The 18,849-nt window shown below is 63.5% G+C and carries 17 protein-coding genes; 9 read left to right on the plus strand and 8 right to left on the minus strand.

All coding sequences use genetic code 11. The annotated features are described in order from the left end of the window. Positions 1 to 174 precede the first annotated feature (174 nt). The 4 genes from ASD73_RS06005 to ASD73_RS06020 all read left to right on the plus strand — a co-directional run bounded on the left by ASD73_RS06005 (position 175) and on the right by ASD73_RS06020 (position 3,964). Positions 175 to 852, plus strand: coding sequence for an alpha/beta fold hydrolase (locus ASD73_RS06005; protein ID WP_056370659.1), 678 nt, complete (start codon positions 175 to 177; stop codon positions 850 to 852). 271 nt (positions 853 to 1,123) lie between these two features. Continuing rightward, on the plus strand, positions 1,124 to 2,020 hold the full coding sequence (locus ASD73_RS06010) for an energy transducer TonB (protein ID WP_082521404.1): 897 nt from the start codon (positions 1,124 to 1,126) through the stop codon (positions 2,018 to 2,020). 308 nt (positions 2,021 to 2,328) lie between these two features. Next, on the plus strand, positions 2,329 to 3,090 hold the full coding sequence (locus tag ASD73_RS06015; protein ID WP_056370663.1) for a histidine phosphatase family protein: 762 nt from the start codon (positions 2,329 to 2,331) through the stop codon (positions 3,088 to 3,090). Beyond that, positions 3,083 to 3,964 (plus strand): NAD(P)H-hydrate dehydratase, encoded by an 882-nt coding sequence (locus tag ASD73_RS06020; protein ID WP_082521573.1) that lies wholly within the window; start codon positions 3,083 to 3,085, stop codon positions 3,962 to 3,964. Before ASD73_RS06015 ends, ASD73_RS06020 begins: the two co-directional genes overlap by 8 nt. A gap of 146 nt (positions 3,965 to 4,110) precedes the next feature. Here ASD73_RS06020 and ASD73_RS06025 read toward each other — a convergent pair whose 3' ends face one another. The 5 genes from ASD73_RS06025 to ASD73_RS06045 form a co-directional block, all read right to left on the minus strand. Then, positions 4,111 to 4,947 (minus strand): SDR family NAD(P)-dependent oxidoreductase, encoded by an 837-nt coding sequence (locus ASD73_RS06025; RefSeq protein ID WP_235534199.1) that lies wholly within the window; start codon positions 4,945 to 4,947, stop codon positions 4,111 to 4,113. Further along, positions 4,895 to 5,857, minus strand: coding sequence for a quinone oxidoreductase family protein (locus ASD73_RS06030; protein ID WP_056373265.1), 963 nt, complete (start codon positions 5,855 to 5,857; stop codon positions 4,895 to 4,897). The genes ASD73_RS06025 and ASD73_RS06030 overlap by 53 nt, the downstream gene beginning before the upstream one ends. A 49-nt stretch (positions 5,858 to 5,906) precedes the next feature. Next, on the minus strand, positions 5,907 to 6,473 hold the full coding sequence (locus tag ASD73_RS06035; protein WP_056370667.1) for a TetR/AcrR family transcriptional regulator: 567 nt from the start codon (positions 6,471 to 6,473) through the stop codon (positions 5,907 to 5,909). A 57-nt stretch (positions 6,474 to 6,530) separates the two neighbouring features. Further along, positions 6,531 to 9,299, minus strand: coding sequence for an ATP-binding protein (locus ASD73_RS06040; protein ID WP_056370669.1), 2,769 nt, complete (start codon positions 9,297 to 9,299; stop codon positions 6,531 to 6,533). Between the two features lie 140 nt (positions 9,300 to 9,439). Continuing rightward, positions 9,440 to 10,528, minus strand: coding sequence for a redoxin domain-containing protein (locus ASD73_RS06045; RefSeq protein ID WP_056370671.1), 1,089 nt, complete (start codon positions 10,526 to 10,528; stop codon positions 9,440 to 9,442). A gap of 231 nt (positions 10,529 to 10,759) precedes the next feature. Between ASD73_RS06045 and ASD73_RS06050 the strand changes: the two genes are divergently transcribed. The 3 genes from ASD73_RS06050 to ASD73_RS06060 are packed head-to-tail and all read left to right on the plus strand — an operon-like array spanning position 10,760 to position 13,251. Beyond that, the gene (locus ASD73_RS06050; protein ID WP_327196910.1) at positions 10,760 to 11,989 is read left to right on the plus strand and encodes an epoxide hydrolase family protein; all 1,230 of its coding nucleotides are present in this window, start codon (positions 10,760 to 10,762) and stop codon (positions 11,987 to 11,989) included. A 35-nt stretch (positions 11,990 to 12,024) separates the two neighbouring features. Further along, positions 12,025 to 12,438 carry an organic hydroperoxide resistance protein gene (locus ASD73_RS06055; protein ID WP_056373266.1) on the plus strand — a complete coding sequence of 138 codons (414 nt, stop codon included), beginning with the start codon at positions 12,025 to 12,027 and terminating at the stop codon, positions 12,436 to 12,438. A 27-nt stretch (positions 12,439 to 12,465) separates the two neighbouring features. Then, positions 12,466 to 13,251 carry an alpha/beta fold hydrolase gene (locus ASD73_RS06060; RefSeq protein ID WP_056370673.1) on the plus strand — a complete coding sequence of 262 codons (786 nt, stop codon included), beginning with the start codon at positions 12,466 to 12,468 and terminating at the stop codon, positions 13,249 to 13,251. A gap of 105 nt (positions 13,252 to 13,356) precedes the next feature. Here the strand turns inward: ASD73_RS06060 and ASD73_RS06065 are convergent, their stop codons facing one another. The 3 genes from ASD73_RS06065 to ASD73_RS06075 form a co-directional block, all read right to left on the minus strand. Continuing rightward, positions 13,357 to 13,899: a cytochrome P460 family protein gene (locus ASD73_RS06065; protein WP_235534201.1), complete on the minus strand. Its 543-nt coding sequence runs from the start codon at positions 13,897 to 13,899 to the stop codon at positions 13,357 to 13,359. Continuing rightward, on the minus strand, positions 13,896 to 14,933 hold the full coding sequence (locus ASD73_RS06070) for an alpha/beta fold hydrolase (RefSeq protein WP_056370676.1): 1,038 nt from the start codon (positions 14,931 to 14,933) through the stop codon (positions 13,896 to 13,898). Before ASD73_RS06070 ends, ASD73_RS06065 begins: the two co-directional genes overlap by 4 nt. Before the next feature lie 93 nt (positions 14,934 to 15,026). Beyond that, positions 15,027 to 15,857: an SDR family NAD(P)-dependent oxidoreductase gene (locus ASD73_RS06075; protein WP_056370678.1), complete on the minus strand. Its 831-nt coding sequence runs from the start codon at positions 15,855 to 15,857 to the stop codon at positions 15,027 to 15,029. Positions 15,858 to 16,461: 604 nt separating this feature from the next. Between ASD73_RS06075 and ASD73_RS06080 the strand changes: the two genes are divergently transcribed. Continuing rightward, positions 16,462 to 17,145 carry a murein L,D-transpeptidase catalytic domain family protein gene (locus ASD73_RS06080; RefSeq protein ID WP_200934899.1) on the plus strand — a complete coding sequence of 228 codons (684 nt, stop codon included), beginning with the start codon at positions 16,462 to 16,464 and terminating at the stop codon, positions 17,143 to 17,145. A 96-nt stretch (positions 17,146 to 17,241) separates the two neighbouring features. Next, positions 17,242 to 18,669, plus strand: coding sequence for a L,D-transpeptidase family protein (locus ASD73_RS06085; protein WP_056370682.1), 1,428 nt, complete (start codon positions 17,242 to 17,244; stop codon positions 18,667 to 18,669). Positions 18,670 to 18,849 lie beyond the last annotated feature (180 nt).

Genomic DNA, 18,849 nt, shown 5'->3' on the forward strand with positions numbered 1-18,849 from the left:
CGAACCGACCGGTTTCGGACAGCAAGTCGAAGAAGCAGACGCCCAGCGATACCCTCTCCCCGGCTCCTATTCACTCAGGACAACATCGATCCGATCGAGCTGCGATCCCCTTATACCTAATAGCTGAACTGGCGCGGCGCGTGACGCGTAGGGTCACTTATGCCAATGCGAGCCATGCAGATACTTCTCGTGCCCGGCTTCATGCTTGACGCGGACATGTGGTCCGACATTCGTCCTGCGCTTGAGCGCCTCGGTCAGCTGGTCTACGTCGACTCCACGCGGGACAGCTCGATTGACGCAATGGCCGAGCGGGCGGTCGCATCACTGACCGGTCCCGCGATCGTCATCGGATTCTCGATGGGCGGCTATATTGCCCGACAGATCACGTACCGGGCGCCTGACCGAGTTCGCGGTCTTGCTCTTGTAGCAACGTCCTCGCGAGGCAGCCATCCGCTGCCAGCGACTGCAATCGGACAAAAAGGCTTTCGCGAATTGAGCCGGGCCGCTGTCGCACGATCCCTCCACCCGGAACATCGCAATGAAGCGTTGATTGCTCGCGTACAGCGGATGAGTAACAGGCTGGGAGGAGAGGTCTTCGAACGCCAGTCACGGCTTCGGCGTGACGATGACACAGAGCGCCTTGGGGAAATAGTATGCCCCACGCTGGTCGTTGCGGCCGCGCAGGACGAACTCCGATCAATCGAGGAAAGCCAGATTCTGCAAGGAAAAATCCCCGAATCGACTATGATTATCATAGAGAAGTCTGGGCACTTGATACCGCTGGAACAGCCTGAGAGCTTGATGACCGCCTTTTCGAGGGCGTTCTTCGAATTGCGTTCACCCGACAGCTGAGCCATGGAACGCCACGTAACTAGTGGCCGTTTGCGGTCAGGCCGCTTTCAGCCGCAGATTTTGAGGAGCGGACAATAGGCGCCTCCTGTCGTAGCCCCGAGGACCTCTGGATCGCTCACCAATATGCCGCGGACGAGCCGCCTCGCGACTGCGGAAAGCGCTCACGCGGCAGGTGCCATATACTGCAGTAAAGAATAGCGAAAATGCCAACTCACTGTTAGCCAAGTCGCGTGCCCACCTTTGGGCGACAAATTTCCGACGGGGTCCTATCATGCTGCGCTTCTCGACGGTAACCGGATGGCTAGCGGCTTTCTTCATCGCGCCGGTTGCTGTCGCAGCAGAGCCGCTGCGGTTGGCGCCATCATCGAATTGGCATGTGAACTATGCTGACGATAGCTGTCGGCTAGCGCGTTCGTTTGGCACCGGCGGAGAAGAAGTTATACTCGTTCTCGACCGATTCAGACCAGGTCCGAAGGTCAATATGACGCTTGTCGGCCGTCCGGTGGATGTACGCAGCGACGTTCGCAAAGTTATGCTTCGCTTTGGCCCGAACGATGCCGAATTCGAGAAAAGGTTTGCACCCGGCACCCTCGACAATGGAAAAGCTGTGCTCGTCGTGGGAGGTAGCCTGTGGATCACGGGCTTTGACCCTACCGAAGCCGCCTCGGAAGATGATGGGACGCTTCGCGAAGCAAGGCCGATCGATCCGGCGCTTTACTCAGCGATCCGATTTCTCGAAGTGCGGATATCCGGCAAGCAGCCGATTATATTGGAAACCGGTTCGATGTTAGCTCCAGAACAGGCGCTGACGGCCTGTAACGACGATCTGCTTCACGCTTGGGGGATTGATGCTAAGGCTGACAAGGCCCTGTCGCGCCGCGTTATACCGGCCAGCGATCCCCGCGACTGGATGAGAAGCAGCGATTATCCCCCGCGGATGAGATCTCTGGGCTATCAAGGGCTGGTGCATTTCCGCTTGGTCGTCGATGATCGCGGAATACCGAAAAGCTGTCATATTCAGCTATCGACCCGGCCGAAGGATTTTGACGACGCGGTGTGCCAGAAGATCATGGCGCGCGCTCGCTTCGAGCCAGCGCTCGACGCGGACGGAAAGCCGGTCGTATCCTATTATACGAACAGCGCCCGCTTCTCCATTCCCGCAAGTTAGAGATCGAAAGGCATCAATAGCTGACGAAGCATAGCTTCGGCCAACCGGCTCAGACGTCGATTATGCCGTTTTGAGACGGCCGCTTCTGACGAAAAAATCATGAAATGCAGTCGACGGAGCACGGGCTAGGCCTACGACTGCAGTCGACCGGCAGTTGCCGATCGAGACGTGTACCCCGGCGAAAGCGACGGTCCGAAGTTCCACCGCGACCTGAACTGTTCCGTACCTCGGCTTTCGCCGTGGTACGGAACAGCGTTAGCAACCGGTAACCGACTACCGCGTTAAATCTTTATGCAAGAGATACTCCAATGACACCGCGCTGGCCTTCGACGCTCTGGGTTGTCCGACATGGCCAAAGCGCAGGCAATGTCGCGCGCGATGCGGCCGACGCTGCCGGAGCCCAGCGCATTGAACTCGATCACCGAGACGTTGACGTGCCACTGTCGAAGCTTGGTATGGAGCAGTCGCGAGCGCTGGGCGAATGGTTCGCGGCCGGCGAGGAGGATGGCCGGCCCGAGATCATGCTCGCCTCGCCCTACATCCGCGCGGTCCAGACAGCAGAGATATTTCGCAAGGCTGGCGGATGCGAGCCCGACGAAAAAATCTGCGTCGACGAGCGGCTTCGCGAAAAGGAGTTCGGCATTCTCGACGGACTCACGCGGTTCGGCATCGAAGCCTCGCACCCCGAACAAGCCGAGTTCCGTAGCCTGCTTGGCAAATTCTATCACCGCCCGCCCGGGGGCGAGAGCTGGTGCGATGTCATCCTGCGGCTCCGTTCGCTCCTCGACACCGTCTCGCTCCACTATGGCGGGCGACGCGTGATGATCGTCGCGCATCAGGTCGTGGTGCTGTGCCTCCGCACGATCATCGAGAACCTGGGCGAAGCTGAAATTCTCGCGATCGACAAGGAGGGCGATGTCGCCAATTGCGCGATCACCGAATATCGCTTTGACCCCAAGATCGGCCGCGACGGCAATCTGGTGCTGGCGCGCTATAATGTGACCGCACCGATGAAGGACCAAGTTCCGGTCACCCGCGAGCCCGATGCAATGGTCGCCGCGCGTGGTTGACCCGGTCGCGCTCGACACGGCCTGGCTCAAGGCGAACCCGCTTCCCGATCATCACGACAATGTCGACAAGAACGGGCGCGGACGCGTACTGGTTGTCGGGGGTTGCCGCCGGGTTCCCGGCGGCATGCTGCTGACTGCCGAGGCGGCGTTCCGCGCCGGCGCCGGCAAGGTCACAATCGCGACCATCGCCTCGGCTGCCATCCCAGTCGGCATCGCCTTTCCGGCTTGCGCGGTCATCGCCCTGCCCGAGACCGAAAGCGGGGAGATCGCGCCTGACAGCGTTGATCTGCTGCTCGCGGAAATGGCTAATCATGATGCGATCGTTTTCGGTCCAGCAATGATTGACGAAGCGATCGTTCGCACGCTGCTGGCCGCGCTACTTCCCGCATTACCCGACGACATGTTCCTGCTGCTCGACGCCTTTGCGCTGCGCGCCGCCGCCGATCATGCCGATGCGATTATAGCCCGCGGCGATCACACCGTCCTCACCCCGCACGAAGGCGAACTCGCGGCCCTGCTGGGCGCCGACAAGGATGAGGTGTCGCGCGACCCGCTCGCCGCGCTGACCGAAGCCGCCGAACGCTTCGGCGCCGCGGTCATGGTCAAGGGTGCGACGAGCCATTTGATGGCGGACGGCACCTGTCTTGCCTACGCCGGGGGCGGGCTGGGCCTCGCCGTCAGCGGTTCGGGCGACGTGCTCGCCGGTTTGATCGCAGGGCTGGGCGCGCAGGGCCTCCCACCGCTTCAGGCAGCCGCTTGGGGCATCTGGCTTCACGGCGAAGCCGGGCGCCGCCTGTCCGAGACAATGGGACCGATCGGTTATCTCGCCCGCGAGCTAGCGCCGCTCGCACCCGGACTGATGCGGGGCGTGTAGATTTCCAGTTCCGTGGGGCACCAGCCCCGCCTGGATAACATCACGCGCAGCTATTGGCCGCTTCCGGACGGGCAGGTTTTGCGAGCGCCTGTTGCGAAAGCGGACATCAAGGGGCGGCGCGCGTCTGAGCACGCCGCCTTGAACCTCTAGAGCGTAAATCCGCCGTCGATCGTAAGACTGGCACCCGTCATATAACCAGCTTCGTCATTGACCGCATAGGCGACCAAGCCGGCGATCTCCTCGGGCTTCGCCACGCGCCTGAGCGGGCTCATCTTTGACAGCTCTGCAATCCCGCCGGCGTTGATGTCGGTATCGGTTGGACCCGGTTGGATATTGTTCACGGTGATGTCGCGGGGGGCGAGGTCGAGCGCAATCCCTTTCACCATCGCCGCTACCGCCGCCTTCGTCATCTGGTAGACGCTCGCGCCCGGAAAGCCGGTTCGTACCGCCACATTGCTCCCGATGGTCACAACCCGGCCACCATCATTCATATGTTCGGCAGCCGCCTGGATGGACAGATAAACACCGCGTACATTGATCCGCAGCATTTCGTCGAGGTCGGACTCGGTCACCGCGTCTATCGTCGCGACCCGAAATATCCCGGCATTGACGACGACGGCGTCTAGTTTGCCGAAGGTTTCGACAGCCGTCGACACCGCCGCCCGGATATCCTCCGCCTTGCCGCTGTCCGCCTTGATCGCTTTCGCCCGACCTCCGTGTCCAATGAGATTTTGCTCGATTTCATATGCGGCGGCATCGCTCGATATGTAGGTGAAGGCCACAGCATAGCCCTCGCGTACAAGCCGCTCGACAATGGCTGCGCCGATCCCGCGCGAGCCGCCGAAAACCAGCGCCGCTTTTCCAGCATCAATATTCATCGCAAGTCTCTCTTCCTGAATGATTTGACTGTCCCATTTGTCCTTCGCGGCGTCAGGGAATGAGGAGCAGCTTGCCGATGCTCCGGCGGCTTTCCATGTCGCCATGCGCGCGCGCCGCATCGGCAAGCGGATAGACGCCGCCGATTTCGACGCGCAGCCTTCCTTCGATTACCCACTGGAACAATTGCGCCGATCGCTCGCGCAACAACTCGGGCGTCGGGATATGGTCGGAGAAGACGGCATAGCCGAGCTTGATGCTCTTCGGCAGGCTCATGACATCAATCGGTCCCGGCCCACCAAGCACCGGCCCGAACCAGCAGAAAGTGCCCGAGCGCCGGAGCGATGCAAGCGAGCCAGCGAATGTCGCGGGGCCCGATCCGTCGAAAACGACGTTAACCCCCTCGCCGTTCGTAAGCGCGAGAGTCCGATCCGCGAAATCACCATCGGCATCGACGATGACGTGATCGGCGCCGGCGCTGCGCGCTATCTCGGCCTTTGCCGCGCTCGACACGCGTCCGATCACCGTGCCGCCGCGCAGCTTGACGATCTGCGTCAGCAGCAACCCGAGGCCGCCGGCGGCGGCATGGACGAGCGCGACGTCGCCCGGCTGCACCGGGTAGAAATCGGTCGCGAAATGACTGGCGGTCAGACCCTGCATCATGATCGCAGCCGCAGTGCGGTCGTCGATCGCGTCGGGAACCGGAACCAGCGCGCCCTCCGGCATCTCGACCCGCTCCGCATAACTTCCGGGCGCATAGACCCAAGCGACACGGTCGCCGATCGCGAAGCCCATGACGCCCTCGCCCAGCGAGATAACCCGGCCCGCGCCTTCGACTCCGAGGACCTTTGGCTCCGGGATGTCGGCCCACGCCATGCCGCGGCGCACCCCGATATCCATGAAATTGACGCCTGCGGCGGCGACCTCGACGATCACCTTTCCCGGGCCGGGCTCCGGCTGGCGTGTATCGATCAGGTTCAGGTCGCCATCGGGCGACATCATTGCAATGGCTTTCATGTCATCTTCCTTATTGAATGATCGTTCCATAATTAATCAAAAAAATGGATCAGCGAAGCGCGCGAAGTGTCAATTCTCCGAGGCTAGCCAGATGCCCGGCGCTTGCTCCACCACGCGCGGCAATCCTTATTCCCGCAAAGTTCGCAACGAACCAGGTTGCGATCATGTCGGGATCAAGGTCGATAGCGATGTCGCCGTCCGCTTGCGCCGCACTCACCTGCGCAACGATTGCTGTCCGCAGCGAACGGTCGGCCGCCGCCCGGATTTCATTGAGCACGGGCCATGACGTTCCGAGTTCAGCGATCGAATTGACACCCAGACAAGGCTTGGTCGCTTCGCGAACGACCCGATCAACCATGGCGAAAATGCCTTCGATCGCTCGGCTGCCGGTTCGAAGAGCCTCCCGGTGCGCGTTCGTTTCCCCGATCGCGTAGCGGCGCACCGCTGCGATGTAGAGACCGGCCTTGTCGCCGAAGCTGTTATAGAGACTTTGCCGGCCGATCCCCATTGCGTCGACGAGCATCTGGGCGGTCGTGCCCTCATAGCCATGCTCGCGGAACACACCGATCGCCGCATCGATTGCGACATCATCGTCAAAGTTCTTCGGTCTCGCCATATTTCGCACATAGGCATTATGGAACGAATGTTCAATAATTATCTTTGCGGCGCGCTCCTATGCCGAAGGCATGGCCTCGATGCGATACTGCCACGCGCGAGTCCCCTGCCGACGGGCGAGCGAAACGGCGTCGCGAATCAAAGTCGCGCTCGTCGTGCGGTCGCCATCGAGCCGCTGGACGAGATCGGCCTTGATGCGCAAAAGTTCGGGCATGGCGAAGAGTTCGCCCAGTTCCTCACAGCGAGATATCGCTCCCTCGACGAGATCCTGTGCCTCGCGAAACCGCGCGGCGCGCTGCAAACCCCAAAGGAGCGTCACCGTGAACGGCGTGATGAGCAGCTCGTATTGCGCAGCGTGAAGGCTGGCGATGCTCTTTTCAAGCGCGACCAGGGCATTAGCCCCAAGATTGCGCTCGAAATCGAGCGCGCCTCGGAACCCTTCAGCAGCGACAATGTAGGGCGCAAGCGCGCTGGCTTCCGCGCGTGCGGCAAGGGTGTCGACCGCTTCCTCCGCTGCCTCGAGATCGTCGCTCCACAGATGGATGATGGCCGCCCACACCAGCGCGATGCATTGGGAGATACTGTGCTCGAGCTGCGCAGTCTCGCGAACTGTCTGCCGGGCGAGACGATTCGCTTGTTCCGTGTCGCCCGCTAGCCAAAGCGTGTAGGCGAGCGCGATCCCGGTCCGGCTGCGGTTGTCGAAGCCATAACGGATCGTTCGGCTCCGGAGCGTTGGCCCGCTCCGCTCCATTGCCTGTTCAAGCTCTTCGCGCGCGCGCTCCAGATCGCCCGCGAGATAGTGCGAAATTCCCGAAAGGGAGAAAGCGATGCCGAATGCCTCGTCGCCGCCGATTTGCGCCGCGACTTCCACAGCCCGTTCGGCATGCAACCGGGCAGCGGCATAATCGCCAAGCCGTTTGTTGAAGATGTGGAGGCGGGCGAGCATCCGCAGTTGGTTCCAGCTGTCTTCCAAGCGGGTCGCCAAGTCGAGCGCCCGCCCCAGCGCTTCGCCCGCAGCCGATCCGTTGCCTTGCGTAAACATCAGCGCCGTTCCGAGCGCTCCCTGAAGCTCCAATTCCAACTCGGGCGCGATCCCGCTATCGGCATTTCCGGTCGCAGCCGTCGCTGTGGCAAGCGCCCTGCTGCACCAATTCTGGCATTCGAGCAGATGCGACAGGTTGAGAAAAACCGGCGCGCTCGCGGCCGCGAGGCGCACGCCGGTTTTCAGGTCGCCGTCGCCGCCGAAACTGAAATCCAGCGCGCTGCGAATGTTGCCGAGTTGCTGGCGGAGCGGCCTGGCGTCTTCGAGCGAGCTTTCGTCGTGGCCGGCGATCGCCTCGAGTTCGGCAAGGTAATAGCTGGCGTGTCTGCGCGCTGCGGCGGTATATTCGCCGTCCCCCCGCGCGCGCAGTTTCTCGCGCGCATAGGCTCGCGTCATTTCGAGCAGGCGATAGATGCACGCACCGCCGGTGCGGTTGACCGAAACGAGCGATTTCGACGCCAGTTCGTCGAGGGCCAGGGCCGCTTCGTCCGCCCCCAGGTCTTCGTCGGCGGCGACATCGAGCGCGGCATCGATTGAAAAGGGGCCGACGAAAACCGAGAGCCGCTCGAACACGACCCTCTCGGCCGCGGAAAGCAGATCATGGCTCCAGTCGAGCGTGGCCTGAAGCGTTTGCTGACGCCGCTGGGCGGTCCGCCGACCCGACCAGCCGAGACTGAAGCGCTCGCCGAGTTGGCGCGCCGTCGCCGGAATGCCGTGGACTGCCGCGCGCACTGCGACGAGTTCGATCGGCAGCGCCATGCCGTCGAGGCGTCTACAGATGTCGGCGGCGAGGCGGACCATCTCTTCCTCCGGGACGAAGTCACTGTCGGCAGCCGCGACGCGCGAGCAAAAGAGTTCGACAGCTGGGTAGGCAAGAATCTCCGGGACGGTCAGGCCAGCGGGGTCGTCAGGATAAGGCAAGGCTCCCAGGCGATGCACATGCTCGCCCCGGACCCTGAGCGGTTCGCGCGAGGTAGCAATGATACGCATGTAAGGCGCGAGGTCGATGAACTGTTCGACGATGGTTGCTGTCGGTTCAATCAGATGCTCGCAATTGTCGAGGACCAGCAGGAAACGGCGTTCACGCACATGTCCGAGGATCACGGCGAGTGGATCGTCGCCGTCGACGGCGATACCCATCGCGCCGGCAATCATCGACGGTACGACCGCCGGATTTTCCAGCATGGAGAAGTCTACGAAGGCGACATGGCCACCAAAGTCGGCAACGCTTCGATGCGCTATTTCTACCGCGAGCGATGTTTTGCCCACCCCGGCGGGACCGACGATTGTGAACAGCGCAGTACCGGCGATCCGCTTGCCGAGCAGTTCCACGTCCCCCTCGCGCCCGATCAGATGGGGCTGCGGCGGCAAATTGTGCGCGCGGCCGCCGCCACCGTTCTCGGCACCGTCGTTGCTCGACACTATGGCGCCCGAAGCGCCGCCGGCTGCAGCTCGCCGTTCTACGGACGCCACAAAGGCATAGCCAACCCCGACTTGCGTCGCGATGTAACGCGCACCGTTCTGGCCATCGGCCAGCAATTTGCGGAGGCCCGCCATGTGAAACCGAAGACTGCCGTCTTCGACGACGACATCGGACCACACCCTTTTCAGCAGATCGCGCTTCGACAGCACCGCACCGGGCTTTTCGATCAGCGCAACGAGAAGATCGAACGAGCGCCCGCCGATCGGGACCGGTTCGTCGTTCCTCGTCAGGAGCCGCTCGTCGGGCCACAGGCGGAATGGTCCGAACGCCAATTGGTCGCCGAGTCTCTCGCTGTTCGTCACGCTCCGTTTATTCCCCGCGCCCTTGGCTCCGAGACCATTGCGGCGTCGGGCTGGCGCGCGACTTGTGGCAGAAAGCGTTCGTCTGTCCAAGCCGCCGAGGGTACAGAATTTGTGCCAACGCCGTCCGGTCGGCAGCCGTTCTAGCCGAAGGTGAAGACGTAAGCGCGGACGCCCGGACGCGAAAATTCGACCGTCACCGTCCGGTCCGCGATCCCGCCGCTCTGCCGGACCAGCTGATAAAGGCGGTCCTCGCGAACCTCGCCCCAGCCCGCGGCATCAACGTCAGAGCCGTGATTGACCCCGGGCGCAGCGCCGTCGATCGACACACGAAAGCGAACGGGTCGTCCGTCGGGGGCACCGCCGAGGACGAGATGGGCATCGCGGGCATGAAACCGAAACCGGATCGCGCCTGCTGCGCCGTCCAAGGTAGCGAACTCACGCCCGACCGACCATTTGCCGGTCAGGTCCCAACTGTTGAGGTCGAGATCCGAAGCCGCAGCATAGCTTTCAGACCTGTCCTTTCGCAGCCCGCCGGGTGACCGGAAATGCTCCGCCTTGTCATAACCGACATAGGCTTCGGGCGAGCCCAAATTGGTCCAATCTGCTTCAGCTTCGACGCCGATGCCTTTGATCGGTGAGACGCGAACGTCCGAAAGATCGCGGCCCGCTTCCGTGAGGAGCTTGCGGATCAATTGCTCCCCGCTCTCATAATCGCCCTCGCCGATGCGATAGCCACGCACGCGGCCATCGGCGTCGATGAAATAAAAGCCCGGCCAGCCTTGGTTCGCGAAGCGCTGCCACACCGCATACTCATTGTCCTGCAGGTTCGGATAGCCGACCTTTAGCTCGTTTGCCGCCAGCTGGACCTTCGCGGCATCATGTTCGAATGCGAATTCGGGCGCGTGGACGCCGACGACAACAAGACCCTTGTCGCCGTAACGCTCATTCCATGCACGAAGATAGGGCAGCGCGCGCAGCGAATTGATGCAGGAATAGGTCCAGAAATTCACGATCACCACCTTGCCGCGAAGCCCCTGCGGGCCACCGGGAACCGCGGCAAGCCACGGCTTGGCGGAAGCGAGCACCTCAACCGGCTGCGACGTCGCATCGAATGGCGCGCTTTGCGCACGCGCTATACCAAGCGCATCACCGAAGCAGACGGTGGTGACAGCGCCGGCGGCGACAAGTGCCGCTGCGATAAAACCGATCGATCGTCCTTTGCTCATCATGACTGTCTCCGTTGCCGCCGGCTCACCGGCCAACACCGATTAGGCCTGTCACGGGGACGGGGCACGTTAGGCGCCAACCTCCCCCGTTAGTTTGTGCGTCCCCGAACTAACAACAGCTCACCGCGCCTAACGAGCGGCGACCGGCGATCTCGCTATCTCTCTCCCGATCCTTTCCCACCGACCAGGAGACGAGATTTGCTTGGAGATTTCACCCCCTCACGCCGTGGTTTCGTGACCACCGCCGCGACGCTTGGCGCCCTCGCCGCTGTCCCGTCCGTTGCCCGCACCGGCAATGCTGCGATCCGGCCGTTCAAGGTCGCGATCCCTGACCCCGACCTTGCGGCGATGAAGCGACGCGTCGCGGAAACCCGCTGGGCAGATGCGCAGCCGGTCGCCGACGACAGCCAAGGCGTGCGCCGTCAGACACTCGAGGCCATGATGCGCTATTGGGCCGGCGACTATGACTGGCGCAAGGTCGAGGCCCGCCTGAACGCGCTGCCGATGTTCCTCACCGAAATCGACGGGCTCGACATCCACTTCATCCACGTCCGCTCGCGCCATGACCAAGCGATGCCGATGATCCTGACGCATGGCTGGCCGGGCTCGATCCTCGAGTTCATGCGGGTGATCGATCCGCTCACCAACCCGACAGCGCACGGGGGCGAGGCGGAAGACGCCTTCCACCTCGTCATCCCGTCGATCCCGGGCTTCGGCTTTTCGGGCAAACCGACGGTGCCCGGCTGGGGCTCCGACCATATCGGGCGCGCCTGGTCGACGCTCATGCTGCGTCTCGGCTATGATCGCTATGTCAGCCAGGGCGGCGATTGCGGCTCGGTGATCTCGCAGCGCATGGCACTCCAGCATGTGCCGGGGCTGGCGGGAATCCATCTCAACATGCCTGCCGTGGTCCCAGCCGATATCGCCCGCACCCTTGCGGCGGGAGATCCGGCGCCCGCAAGCCTGACGGCGAGGGAGCGCGGCGCGTTCGACCAGCTCGAGGCCTTCTATCGCGACAATTCGGCCTATGCGGCGATGATGAACACGCGGCCGCAGACGATCGGTTATTCGCTGGTCGACTCGCCGGTCGGCATGGCGGCGTGGATGTACGAAAAGATTGCGCAGTGGGTCTATGCCGACGGCCAGACCGACCGCGTGCTCGGCCGCGACGCGATCCTCGACGATATTTCGCTTTACTGGCTAACCGGCACCGGCGCTTCGGCTGCGCGTATCTACTGGGAAGATCATTCGAACAATTTCAACGCGCGCGGCGTCATCGACATGCCGGTCGCGGTCAGCGTCTTCCCCGGCGAAATCTTCCGTGCACCCAGAAGCTGGGCCGAGCGCTGCTACACCAACCTCACTTATTTCAACGAGGTCAGCGACGGCGGTCATTTCGCCGCCTGGGAGCAACCGCAACTGTTCGCCGAAGAAGTCCGCGCGGCCTTCCGCCCGCTTCGCTGATCCTCCCCCTCATCTGTTCAAGAAGGAGAATGACGATGTCCGATACCAAGACCCTCTATACCGCTGCCGTGCATGTGACCGGCGGACGCGACGGCGCGGCGAAGAGCAGCGACGGCCGCCTCGACGTCAAGCTGTCGACCCCGGGCGGTCCCGGCGAGGGAACCAACCCGGAGCAATTGTTCGCCGCGGGCTGGTCCGCCTGCTTTCAGGGCGCAATGGGCGTTGCTGCCAAGGCCAAAGGCGTCGTCTTGCCCGCCGAACTCGCGATCGATGCCGAAGTCGCGCTTCGTCAAGGCGAAGACGGCTATTCGCTCGCCGCGCGCCTCAATGTTCACGTGCCCGGGATCGATCCCGACATCGCGCGCCAGATCATCGAGGCCGCACACCGCACCTGCCCCTATTCGAAAGCGATCAAGGGCAACATCGACGCCGTCGTAGCCCTCGCCTGAGCCCATTTCAGACATCAGGAGACGCATATGAAAAAGACAATCATTCCCGGCGGGTTGATGCTCGCGGCGGCGTTCCTCGCCACGGGCGCGCAGGCACAGGCCGCGCCCGCCAAACCGACAATCGTTCTCGTCCACGGCGCCTTCGCCGATTCATCGAGCTGGAACCGCGTGATCCCGATCCTGCAGCAGGATGGCTACACGGTCGTCGCGGCCCCCAACCCGCTGCGCGGCGTCCGCGCCGACGCCGATGTCGTCGCCAATGTCGTAAAGAGCATCGATGGCCCGGTGGTACTGGTCGGCCACTCCTATGGCGGATCGGTCATCAGCGAAGCCGCCGAAGGTCTGACGAATGTGAAAGGGCTGGTCTATGTTGCCGCTTTTGCGCCCGACACTGGCGAGACCGCGATCGGACTGACCGGACGGTTCCCGGGCAGCACGCTCGGCCCCGCGCTCGCACCGCCGGTCGGACTGACCGCCGGGGGCAACGATCTCTATATCCTCCAGGCGCTCTTTCACGATCAGTTTGCCGCCGATGTGCCGGCCCCCGAAGCGCGGCTCATGGCCGCCGGCCAGCGCCCGGTAGCCGAGGCTGCGCTGTCCGAGGCGTCGACCGCGCCTGCGTGGAAGCATCTGCCGTCGTGGTTCGTCTATGGCGACGGCGACAGGAACATCCCGCCCATCGCCATGGGCTTCATGGCCGAGCGTGCCAAGTCGCGGCAGACCGTTGTGGTCAAGGGCGCATCGCACGTCGTGATGGTGTCGCATGCACCCGAAGTGGCCCGCCTCATCGAGCGGGCGGCGACCGACCAATAGGAGCGCGTCGCCGGCTCTCTCATCCCCCGGAAGCTCCGGCGTGCGCTCCCGGCCGGTCATGTCGGCGACATGGCCGGCCGGCTCCTGCTTCTGGTTCCGCGCAGTTCAGCGCGAATAGGCGGTGAAGACCAGATCGGTGCCGGGGTCGAGCGTCTCGAGCTTCTGGTGACAGGCAAAGCATGACCGGGTCAGCGCTTCGTCGGGATTCGGCCGGCCATCCTCGAACTGGCCGTAGCCCCAGCCGCCGGTGGCGGCATAGCGCTTCGCATTCTTGACGCTGACCTGTACATTGGTCGGCGCCCCCGCGACGAAAGACTGCGGCGCCGGAAACACCTTGTCGTTGCGCGCCGAGGAGTCATAACGCCAGGCTAGCCGGACGATGATTGCCCCGTCGGGAAAGGGGCGCTTGCCGTCCCGGAAAGCCTTGACCGCGATGTCGTTGCCGAGAATGGCGCGGATATCGTTGGTCCGGCCATTCTCCTGCGCGACGCTGATCAGTTTCCAGTCGCGGTAACCCCCGGGCAGTTGGACACCATAGACTGGCGATACCCTGTCGTCTGTCCGCGACGCGGCAACGCCCGCCGACACGCCGAGGAGCAGCGTCGAGGCGATCAGCGCGGCTGCACCCAGCATCCGCACGCCGCTCATCGTGCGAGCTTCGCGACGTCGAGCACCGCCTGCGCGAACGCGGCCGGCGCTTCCTGCGGCAGATTATGGCCGATGCCGCCCGTAATCAGTCGATGGGCATAGGGGCCGGTGAATTTGGCGCGATATTGTTCGGGCTTCGGATGCGGCGCGCCGTTCGCATCGCCCTCCATCGTGATCGCCGGGATCGATATGGCGGGCGCCGCCGCGAGATTCGCCTCAAGCGCGTCATATTGCCGCTCGCCATCGGCAAGGCCCAGCCGCCAGCGGTAATTGTGGATCACGATCTCGACATGATCGGGATTGGCGAACGCAGCGGCCGAACGCTCGAAAGTGGCGTCGTCGAAAGTCCAATTCGGCGAGGCAAGTTGCCAGATCTGCTTGTTGAAGGCGTTGGTGTTTGCGGCATATCCAGCCTTCCCGCGCTCGGTCGCGAAATAGAATTGATACCACCATTGCAGTTCGGCGGCCGGCGGAAGCGGCTTGGCGTTCGCGGCTTGGCTGCCGATCAGATAGCCGCTGACCGAAACGAGAGCGGTGCAGCGCCCGGGCCAGAGCGCCGCCATGATATCGGCGGTGCGCGCGCCCCAGTCGAAGCCGGCGACGATCGCTTTCGGTATCCGCAGCGCATCCATGAGCGCGATCCCGTCGGCGGCAAGTGCAGCCTGCTGCGCGTTACGCGGGGTCGCCTCCGACCGGAACAGCGTCGTGCCGTGCCCGCGAAGATGCGGCACGATGACGCGATAGCCTCGCGCTGCCAGCAGCGGCGCCACCTCGGCAAAGGCATCGATTGCGTATGGCCAGCCGTGGAACAGCAGGACCGGGGTACCCGATGCGGGGCCCATCTCGACATAACCGATGTTGAGCACGCCCGCATCGACCTGCCGGATCGGGCCGAAAGAAGATGGGGCACTGGCTGGAGTGGCGCGCGTACCGGCTTGGGCGACGCCGCCGACGAGGGTGGCAGCGATCAGGGCGCTACCGCGCAAGAAGCCCCGCCGGTCCGACGTGGCAGTTTCTGAAGAATAATTGTCCATGTTCTGATCCTCTGTCTCATCGAGATACGAGAGGCCTAAGCGTCCTTTGCGCCAAAGGCTTGTTAGCTGTTGTGAGGCGCTGTGAAGGGGACGTTATGCGGTAAAGTCGCTGGAGATGCTCAGTGGTCGCCAGCGCTCGAGTTCGTTGAGCCGTACCTGATCGGACCGGGCAATCGCAGTCACCGCGTCGCTTCCGAGCGGCAGGCGAAGCGGCGGATCCTTCATCGCGACCAGCTTCAGGATGGCCGCTGCGCCGCGGTGCGGGTCGCCCGGCTGGTTGCCATGATAGGCGGCCTGCATGCGCACCGCCTCGCCGACCACCGCGTCATATTCGGGACGCCCGCTGTCGAGGGTCGTCGACGAGCCGGCAAAGTCGGTCCGGAATCCTCCGGGCTCGACGATACTGACCTTGACGCCGACAAGCTCCATTTCGCGGGCCAGCACATCTGAAAAGCCTTCGACGCCCCACTTGGCCGCCGAATAGGCGGCACGCCCCGGCGCCCCAAGCCGCCCTCCGACGGACGAGAATTGTACGATATGCCCTCTCCGTCTCTCCCGCATGTGCGGGATGGCAGCCTTGGTCATGATGATGGTGCCGAACAAATTGGTTTCGATCTGCCGCCGAAAGGACGCGACCGGCGTATCTTCGACCGACCCGATGTCGCCATAGCCGGCGTTGTTCACCAAGACTTCGAGCGATCCGAAGGTGGCGATAGCGGCATCGACCGCCACTTCCGCCTGTCTCTCATCGGTAACGTCGAGCGGTGCCGTCGCGAAACCGCCGGGCCTTCCAATGCCGAGCTTTTCGAGCATCGCTGGATCGCGCGCCGTCGCTAACAAATTGTCGCCCGCGTCGAGAACCGCCTCAGCCAGCGCGCGCCCGAATCCACGCGAGCAGCCGGTGATCAGCCAAGTCCGTGCCATCTTGCTTCCTTTCAGACATTCCGTCCCAAGCGGGACAGGCCGGCCCGGGTGCCTGATGCAAGCTGGTCCGATACACAGCAGATGTCATGTTAGCCCTTATCAAATGGCGTTAGCTTTGCGCTTTCCGACGTTCCGGTTTGGCGTCTTGGTACAATTATGCGTCGGCCTGAGACGCTATCTGCGCCGCGCGACCCAGAGAGCTTTCCTTCAGGGAAAACGCTCTTCTTCTAACGCCCGCCCAGTTTCGATCGGGCGGGCTTTTTGCCGCGTCCTATGCGCGATTAAGATGGCCGCTAGCAGACTGGCAGCTTCGGAGCCACTCGGCTGTCGGCCCGCGCCGGAATCAGCGCCTGGAAGCGCAAAAGCAAAGTTGCCACCAGCCAGACCAAAGCGGCAAGCGTCGCGGCGCCTGCCGCCGCAAGAGTGCGCACATCAGATGCCGCGCTCCGCGAGCGACTAGCGGATCGGACCCCAAACGCAGGGCATCATCTCGCCGTCCCTTCCGTGAACGGTTCGGCGAGAGCCCGGCACGGTGCGGCGCGTTCAGACCTGAAAGCGACCGTAACGCCCTTCAACCCCGGTGCTGCGCGCCTATATTGTACTGATGACCGACCAGCCCCTTCGACTGGGCCGGCGAACCTTGATGATATCCGGTGCAGCGGCCGCGGCCAGCGTGCTCGCGCGCTCTACTGCAGGACCGCTTGCAGGTCCAATGCCAGGCCGCGAGATCGCCGCGGCCCCGCTACCGAGACCGGACACGCAGACTATCAGGGACGCCGCGCTCGATCCGCAGCTGCTGCGCAAAGCGCTCGCAGCGCTCGACCGCCATGCCAAATCGATCCGGCATCGCGATCGCATCGCGATCGTCGATTTTTCGGCGCCGTCTTCGGAACCCCGGCTTCATTTCCTCGACGTTGAAAGCGGCCGGGCGTCGCGCCTGCTCGTCGCCCATGGCAGCGGGTCCGATCCGCACCACACCGGCTATGCCGAACGCTTCTCGAACGCATCGGGCTCGAATGCGTCGAGCGAGGGCGCATTCGTAACCGGCGACTATTATGTCGGCAAGCATGGCCGATCGCAGCGCCTCGCCGGTCTCGACCCGACGAACGATCATGCGATGGAGCGTGCGATCGTCCTCCATGGCGCTTGGTATGCGAACGAAGACATGATCGCGGCGCATGGCAAATTGGGCCGCAGCCAGGGCTGCTTCGCGGTCGGCGAGACCTGTCTGAAGACGATGTTCGATCATCTCGGCACGGGCCGCCTGCTATACGCGGCACGCGCGTAGGACATGCACAGAAGAAATAGCTGCGCATTCCCTCCGTAACCGGAACGCTCCCCTGCACTCCCGGGTTAGCTGTCTAAGCCCCCTGAGGAGAATTATGTGCGTTACGGTGTGATTGCCTGTTCATTGCTTGCCCTGTCCTTCTCGCTTTCCGGATGTAATTCCTCCTCCAACTCCTCCCAATCGGGCGTAACCACCGAAAATGCCCGCTGGACCGACGCGACGGCCAAACAGCTGCGCGAGACGATCGATCGCCGCGCCGCGCACGGACTCGACCGGATGCGCTTCGAGGTGCCCGAGACTGCAGATGATCAGGCCGTGCTCACGCAGAGTGCGCTCCGCTACGCCGGCGCTCTGGCGCGCGGCGCGTCGGATCCCGCTAAACTCAGCGACATCTACACCGTCCCGCGGCCGGACCCCAATCTCAAGACCGGCCTCGCCGAGGCGCTCGCCAAAGGCAAGGTCGACGACTGGCTCTCCAGCCTCGCGCCGCAGGACGACACCTATCGCGCGCTGTCGAAAGCCTATCTCGCGCTTCGAAAGGTGAGCGATGCGCCGGCGGCGGCGATTCCCGACGCCCCCAAGCCGCTCGATCCCGGCGCGAGCGATCCGCGCATCCCCGCGATCGCGCGGCAGCTCGTCGCATCGGATTATCTCGAGCGGCCGGCGGCGTCAGGCGAGACTTATGGACCCGACATGGTGAAAGCGGTGCGCCGCATGCAGGCCGATTATGGCATCAAGCCCGACGGCGTGATCGGGAAAGAGGCGCTTGAGATTCTCAACCTCTCCGACAGCGGCCGGGCGCGCACGCTCGCGGTCGCGATGGAGCGCATGCGCTGGCTCGACCGCAATCCGCCCGCGACACGCATCGACGTCAATCTCGCCTCGGCGCGGCTCGCCTATTGGCGGGATGGCAAGCTCGCCGACACGCGCAAGGTGGTCGTCGGCAAGCCCGAGACCGAGACGCCGCAGCTCGGATCGCCGATCTACCGGCTGGTGGCCAACCCGACCTGGACCGTTCCGCGCTCGATCCAGAGCAAAGAGATCGCAGGAAAGGGCTCCGCCTATCTTCGCCGCAACAATATGATGTGGAAGGACGGCTGGATCGTCCAGAAGCCGGGGCCGAAGAATTCGCTCGGGCTCGTCAAGTTCGACATGCAGAACGAGCATCAGATCTATCTCCACGACACCCCCGCGAAGCAGCTGTTCAGCGAGGTGCAGCGCCAGCGCAGCCATGGCTGCGTCCGCGTCGAGGATGCGCTGGGCTTCGCGGCGATGCTCGCGAAGGATGAGGGCATATCGGCCGAGTGGGAGAAGGCGCGCGCCACGGGGAAGGAAAGCTTCGTTCCATTGCCCAAGGCGATACCGGTGCGCCTGACCTATCAGACCATCCTGTTCGACGAAGCGGGCGAGCCCGTGATCCGCGCCGATCCCTATGGCTGGAACGACCGTGTGTCGGCCGCGCTCGGTTTCCCCGCCAGCGAAGGCCATCGCCTGCGTCCATCGGGGTCAGACGTCGGGCCCTGACCGGGTCAAGACATCGCGGGCAAACGGCGAATACCGGATCCCGCAGCCGTGCTCCCACCCAAAAAAATAGCGCCCGCCCGTGAACGGGCGGGCGCCAGATGAAGATATCTGTCCTCGCGGGAGGAAGAGCCCTTCTGGGTCGCCCGGTGCGATTAGGGCGACCAGCGGCGCCGTGATTGT

This window comes from Sphingopyxis sp. Root154 (genome assembly GCF_001427105.1).
In the GTDB taxonomy this organism is placed as follows: domain Bacteria; phylum Pseudomonadota; class Alphaproteobacteria; order Sphingomonadales; family Sphingomonadaceae; genus Sphingopyxis.